General features: G+C 62.2%; 7 protein-coding genes. All 7 read right to left on the bottom strand.

The annotated features are described in order from the left end of the window. On the bottom strand, positions 1 to 892 hold an 892-nt coding region (locus ACPYOJ_RS33655), incomplete at its 3' end, for a heme lyase CcmF/NrfE family subunit (protein ID WP_481420114.1). Then, on the bottom strand, positions 889 to 1,341 hold the full coding sequence (gene ccmE / locus ACPYOJ_RS33650) for a cytochrome c maturation protein CcmE (RefSeq protein WP_481420113.1): 453 nt from the start codon (positions 1,339 to 1,341) through the stop codon (positions 889 to 891). The genes ACPYOJ_RS33655 and ccmE, both read right to left, overlap by 4 nt. Further along, the gene (gene ccmI / locus ACPYOJ_RS33645; protein WP_481420112.1) at positions 1,338 to 2,474 is read right to left on the bottom strand and encodes a c-type cytochrome biogenesis protein CcmI; all 1,137 of its coding nucleotides are present in this window, start codon (positions 2,472 to 2,474) and stop codon (positions 1,338 to 1,340) included. The genes ccmE and ccmI overlap by 4 nt, the downstream gene beginning before the upstream one ends. A gap of 135 nt (positions 2,475 to 2,609) precedes the next feature. Beyond that, the gene (locus ACPYOJ_RS33640) at positions 2,610 to 3,035 is read right to left on the bottom strand and encodes a hypothetical protein (RefSeq protein WP_168828905.1); all 426 of its coding nucleotides are present in this window, start codon (positions 3,033 to 3,035) and stop codon (positions 2,610 to 2,612) included. 117 nt (positions 3,036 to 3,152) lie between these two features. Continuing rightward, a complete protein-coding gene (locus ACPYOJ_RS33635) occupies positions 3,153 to 4,556 on the bottom strand; it encodes an ATP-binding protein (protein ID WP_481420111.1) in 1,404 nt (467 codons plus the stop codon). Beyond that, a complete protein-coding gene (locus ACPYOJ_RS33630; protein ID WP_168828903.1) occupies positions 4,546 to 5,217 on the bottom strand; it encodes a response regulator transcription factor in 672 nt (223 codons plus the stop codon). The genes ACPYOJ_RS33635 and ACPYOJ_RS33630 overlap by 11 nt, the downstream gene beginning before the upstream one ends. Before the next feature lie 51 nt (positions 5,218 to 5,268). After that, complete coding sequence (locus tag ACPYOJ_RS33625; protein ID WP_481420115.1) at positions 5,269 to 5,505, bottom strand: hypothetical protein; 237 nt, start codon at positions 5,503 to 5,505, stop codon at positions 5,269 to 5,271. Positions 5,506 to 5,509: the final 4 nt, after the last annotated feature.

Here is a 5,509-nt window from a genome sequence, read left to right as displayed (position 1 = left end):
GCACACCGGAGCGCACTAGGAAGGTGCCCATCAGCGAGAGCGAGAATGTCAGGATCGCCAGCAGCACGGTCCAGATCTTCAGCGCCTCGCGCTTTTCCATCACCAGCGCCGAATGCAGCAGCGCCGTTCCCGCGAGCCACGGCATGAAGGAGGCGTTCTCGACCGGATCCCAGAACCACCAGCCGCCCCAGCCGAGCTCGTAATAGGCCCAGTAGGAACCCATCGCGATGCCGAGCGTCAGGAAGGTCCAGGCGGCAAGCGTCCAGGGACGGACCCAGCGCGCCCAGGCCGCATCGATGCGGCCCTCCATGAGCGCGGCGACTGCGAAGGAAAAGCAAATCGAAAAACCGACATACCCCAGATAGAGCAGCGGCGGATGGATCGCGAGGCCAACATCCTGCAGCACCGGATTGAGGTCGCGTCCCTCTGCCGGCGCCGGATCGAGGCGGATGAACGGGTTTGACGTCAGCAGAATGAAGAGGATGAAAGCAACCGAAATCCACGCCTGCACCGAAAGCACATTGGCCTTGAGGGTATCCGGCAGATTGCCCCCGAAGACCGCGACCAGCGCGCTGAACAGCGAGAGGATCAGCAGCCACAGCATCATCGAGCCTTCGTGATTGCCCCAGACGCCCGAATATTTGTAGATCAGCGGCACCAGCGAATGCGAGTTCTCCCAGACGTTCTTGACGGAGAAGTCTGAAACGACGTGCGCATAGGTCAGAACGCCGAACGAGAAGGCTACCAGTCCGAACAGCACCATGGAACCGAGCGGCGCGACATCCATCATCGCCCGGTCGAGCCTGCGCGCGCCGATCGCCGGCACGATCGAAACAACGATCGCCGCCGCCAGCGCCAGAACGAGTGCGTAATGCCCAATCTCGATGATCATTGCGTGCCCTCGCCTTCCTTCCATAGACCCTGCGACTTCAGCCTGTCGGCGACTTCCTTGGGCATGTATTTCTCATCGTGCTTGGCAAGCACGGTGTCTGCGACGAAGTCATGGCTGCCGGCTTCGAACTTGCCTTCAGTGACCACGCCCTGGCCCTCGCGGAAAAGATCCGGAAGGATGCCGGTATATTTCACCTTCACTGCATCTCCGCTGCCGTCGGTCACGGCGAATTCGACCGTCGAACCCGTGCCACGCACGACGCTGCCCTCGCCGACAAGCCCGCCGAGGCGGATGCGCGTCTCCGGCGCCACCGGCGTCTTGGCAAGATCGGCAGGCATGTAAAAATACGCAACGGATTGGCTGAATGCGAACATGACAAGCAGCACCGCGGCAATGATGAAGCTCATGCCGCCGCCGATTACCGCCAGGCGCTTCTGCTTGCGCGTCATTCCGTCATTCCTTCCGCCGCAATACCCAGCTCATGTGCCAGCGCGATCAACTGCTTGCCCTGCTCGCTCGCTGCCGGAAACGCCGCAAGCCCGCGCTTCAGTGCCTGGCTCGCGCGATCCTTGTCATTCAATACAGCATAAGAGCGGACAAGCCGCATCCACCCTTCGAAATTGTTCGGGTCTGCGGAAAGCTTAGCATCGAGGCTCTCGATCATGCCGCGGATCATCTGCTGGCGGTCGCCGCTGCTCATGTCCTGGGCTGCCGCAACGTCGTCTTCCGTCGGGTTGCCCGGCGCCTTGTCATCCGCCACCGCCGGAGCGCCGCCGTTCTTGGCGATGTGCTCGTTGACGAGCGGCAGCCACGGCGCGTCGTCAGGAGATTCCTTCGCCAGAGCCTCGAAGGCTGCTTTCGCATCCGCCGCCCGCCCTGCCTGCTCCATGCTAAGCGCCACATAGAATTTCGCGCGCGGGTTCTTGGGCTCCAGAGTCAGCGACTGTTCGAGCACCTTGCGCGCATCGTCGGTCACGACGCCGTTCGCGCCAGCCATCAGGGTTTCCGCAAGTCCGTCGAGACGAATCGGGCTCGGCCCAAGCAGGCGAATGGCATTGCGATAGGCGTTTTCGGCATCGGCGATGCGCATGGTATTGAAATAGATCGGCGCCAGCACGTCCCAGCCCTTGCCGTCATCCGGGTTTTGCGCCAGATGCCGTTCGGCTTTCGCAACGAGGACCGTCATATCGTTGCCGGGGTTCTCCAAGCGCGCCTCCAGCGGCTGCGAGGGCAGATCCGGTCGGCCCATCGCGATGTAAAGAGAGAGCCCGAGCACCGGCAACAGCAGGAGAACAAACGCTTCGCTGAAGCGATGCTGGCCAGCGGCCTTGTGCTGTTCTTTTGGCTCGATAGCCGAGACCGCAATCAGCCTACGGCCGATTTCCGCCCGCGCATACTCGGCTTCTTCCGCCGTAATCAGCCCGCCGGACAGATCCCGGTCGAGTTCGCGCAGCTGATCACGATAGACGGCGGCCTCGCCGGCACGCCCGTCGTCAGCCGCCTTCGCTCCGCGCAACAGCGGATAAAGCAGAAGGGCGGCCACTGCCGCCGTCATAATGGCCACGAGAATCCAAAACATCATACCGGCCCAAATACTTGAAGCGCGGCATCATTCCAACTGCCAAAGCCGGAATGACGAAGATTTGACGCGCTTGGCCGCATTTCACGAGCGAGAGCGACCCGCCGGTGCGCGACCGCATCGCCAGCCCGTCAAAATTCAGCCCAGCGGCGACCAGCTGCCGTCGCCGTTGCGGCACGCCGCGCCGCGCACAACGGTATCCTTGCCGTCGACGATCAGCGTATGCGTATATTGGCGACAGTTCTGTGAGCCCACCTGATAGGGCGCGGCGGCGACGACCCTGCCGCTTGCATTGCGTCCGCTCCATGCGACCGGCTGGCCGACGGCAGCGCCTTCGAGCGCACGGTATTCCGCCTCGACGGCCCGCTGCTTGTCGCTGTCGCTCAACTCTACGCCGCTGCGCCCGGCGATACCGCCTTGAAGCGCCGTGATGAAAGCGGCCGATGCCGAAGGCTTACGGGAAAACAACCCTCCAGAACCCCCGCTTTTCGAGGTCGCGCACGAGGACAGCGCCATGGCAATAGCAAGCGAGAAAACCATCATGGTATTCGGGCGTAAGATCATTCGGTCAAACCAGCAGTAGATTGGAATCAATGCCGCCAGAAGCGCATCGCGCCTTGTCGGGATTAAGGCAAAGCATGCTATGCAACTGCCTATGTCTTTGTGGCATCAAGCAATTGCTCATGCAACATCCTTTGTGACGCCGGGCAGAATAAGCCGCGCCTTCAGGCCGCCCCACTCCCCGCGGGAGAGTTCGAGCCGGCCCTGATACTCATTGGAAATCTCCGTGACGATCGACAGCCCGAGGCCCGTTCCCGGCTTGCTTTCGTCCAGTCGCCGCCCGCGTTTCAGCGCTTCGCGGATCTGATCCGGCTCCAGCCCGGGCCCATCGTCCTCGACGACAAGCTCCACCCAATGCCGCCGCGAGCTCCCTTCGGCGCCCTTCACATCCTCGGCCGCTTCGGTCGCGCTGAGCCGCACCTTGGTCGTGGCAAAGCGAGAGGCATTTTCCAGGAGGTTGCCGACGGTCTCCTCCAGATCCTGTTGCTCCATGGCGACCGCAAGGTTCTGCGGCGCTACGGTGAACTCGAATTCCTTGTCAACGTTCAGCCGCCGCATCACCCGCACCAGCCGCTCCAGGGCAGGCTCGGCATCGGTGCGCGCCAGCACGGATTCGCGCTGTGCGGCGATGCGGGCCCGGTTGAGATAGGATTGAACCTGCCCCTGCATCACCTCCGCCTGGTTGCGGACCAGGTCGCCGTGCGAGCGCTCCAGAACCCTCGCCTCGTTGAGCAGAACCGCAATCGGCGTCTTCAGGGAATGCGCCAGATTGCCCACCTGCATACGGGCGCGCTCGACAATGCGCCGGTTGCTGTCGATCAGCGCATTCACTTCGTTCGCAAGCGGCAGGATCTCCCGCGGGAAATCGCCCTTCAGTAGCTCGCTCTCGCCCGCACGGATGCGCTCGAGTGCGGCGCGTGCCTTGTCGAGCGGCTTCAGGCCGTAAAGAATGGCGAGTGCATTGACGATCAGACTGCCAACCCCAAAGCCGGCGAGCGCCAGATAGAGACTGTGGGAGAAAGTGCTGACATCGCTCTCCACGACATCGACATTGCCTGTCACACGAAAACGCGCCGCGCGTCCGTCGGTATCGAGGACTACCTCGGTTTCCGCCACCTGAACCCGGTTGCCGGACGAGTCCGTCACCTGATAATAGCGCTCGTAGTTCTTGTCGAAGGGCGCTTCCACCACGGAAGGAACCGGGATTGTTGCCGACCCCAGCGAAGGCGAAACCAGCGGCGCTGTCGTATAGGTTCCAAGCGGCTCAACCACCCAGTACCAGCCGGTCCGCGGCTGGGCGAAACGCAGGTCCCCCAATTGGGGACTGCCGCTCAAGGCGCCCTGATCGCCGATCGTCACGGAGTTGATGACGTTGTAAAGCTGCGCTCGCAGCAGATCCTGGAACCCCCGCTCCGCACTGCGGCGATAAAGGGTCGAAATCACCAGGCCGATCACCACGAGCGCCACGGTCGACCAGATGGTCGTCAGAAGCAGGACGCGTGCGGTGAGCGATTTAATTCGCATTGTTCGGCGGTTGGATGCGGTAACCGAGACCGCGCACCGTTTCGATCAGGTCCACGCCCATCTTCTTGCGCAGCCGGCCGACGAACACCTCGATCGTGTTGGAATCGCGATCGAAATCCTGGTCGTACATATGCTCGACAAGCTCGGAGCGGGAAACCACCTCGCCCATGTGATGCATGAGATAAGCAAGCAGACGGTATTCGTGCGAGGTGAGCTTCAGCGTTACGCCGTTGACTATCGCCTTGGAAGTCTTGGTGTCCAGCCGCACCGGACCGCAGATGATCTCCGAGGAGGAATGCCCGGCCGCACGGCGGATCAGCGCGCGAATGCGCGCCAGCACTTCCTCGACGTGGAAGGGCTTTGTCACATAATCGTCGGCGCCGGCGTCGATGCCGGCGACCTTGTCGCTCCAGCGGTCGCGGGCGGTGAGGATCAGCACCGGCATGCCGCGGCCGGCACCGCGCCACTTCTCGAGCACGGTAACGCCGTCCATCTCCGGCAGACCGATGTCGAGGATGATCGCGTCGTAAGGTTCGGTATCGCCGAGGAAATGACCTTCCTCGCCATCGAATGCCTGATCGACGACGTAACCCGCTTCCTTCAGCGTGTCAGTGAGTTGCCGGTTCAGATTGACGTCGTCTTCGACTACAAGAATGCGCATCGGTCCGCTTCACCTCGAATGTATCACTGGTGTTACATAGGCCAATTCCGCCTACATCGGAACCCTTACGGTTACCTTGCGTGGACGCTGCCCGTTGCCCTGCACGAGAACGGTGATGATGCACGTGTTGCCGGATGGCTGTACGGAAAGAAGCTGCCCGCCGGTCTGTTCTACAACCTGTTCAGCCGCTGCGCTGCAATCGCCTGCTATGCGCACGACGATGCTGCGTGAAAAATCCGGTGAGGGCGCCGATACCGCCAGCCCGGCGGCTAAAGCTACGACGCTCAAAGAG

The sequence above is a fragment of the Rhizobium sp. SVR5-9E genome (assembly GCF_056755095.1).
Note: the sequence above shows the minus strand (reverse complement) of the source record. Positions and strands in the feature narration are given on the sequence as shown.

What these genes read in the sequence shown, in the direction of transcription:
- ccmE (WP_481420113.1), bottom strand. Translation starts at nt 1,341, where the DNA reads ATGACGCGCAAGCAGAAGCGCCTGGCGGTAATCGGCGGCGGCATGAGC.
- ccmI (WP_481420112.1), bottom strand. Translation starts at nt 2,474, where the DNA reads ATGATGTTTTGGATTCTCGTGGCCATTATGACGGCGGCAGTGGCCGCC.
- ACPYOJ_RS33640 (WP_168828905.1), bottom strand. Translation starts at nt 3,035, where the DNA reads ATGATCTTACGCCCGAATACCATGATGGTTTTCTCGCTTGCTATTGCC.
- ACPYOJ_RS33635 (WP_481420111.1), bottom strand. Translation starts at nt 4,556, where the DNA reads ATGCGAATTAAATCGCTCACCGCACGCGTCCTGCTTCTGACGACCATC.
- ACPYOJ_RS33630 (WP_168828903.1), bottom strand. Translation starts at nt 5,217, where the DNA reads ATGCGCATTCTTGTAGTCGAAGACGACGTCAATCTGAACCGGCAACTC.